Source organism: Streptomyces anulatus (genome assembly GCF_000721175.1).
GTDB lineage: Bacteria > Actinomycetota > Actinomycetes > Streptomycetales > Streptomycetaceae > Streptomyces > Streptomyces anulatus_C.
The window spans coordinates 1-237 of record NZ_JOEZ01000151.1; the positions used below are offsets into that span (position 1 = coordinate 1).

General features: G+C 66.2%; 1 pseudogene. It reads left to right on the top strand.

Going from position 1 to position 237, the window contains the following annotated elements:
- Positions 1-237 (top strand): annotated as a pseudogene (locus IG90_RS0138950) (IS630 family transposase); the annotation flags it as partial.

The window sequence follows — 237 nt, forward strand, 5'->3', positions numbered from 1 at the left end:
GGCATGTCGCAGTCGGCCGTTTCCCGGATCTGGCGAGCCTTCGGACTCAAGCCCCACATCGTGGAGACCTGGAAGCTGTCGACCGACCCGCAGTTCGTGTCCAAGGTCCGCGATGTGGTGGGCATTTACCTGTCTCCTCCGGAGAACGCCCTGGTCCTGGCGGTGGACGAGAAGTCGCAGATACAGGCCCTGGACCGGACGCAGCCGGTGTTGCCGATGGCGCCGACCGTGCCGGCG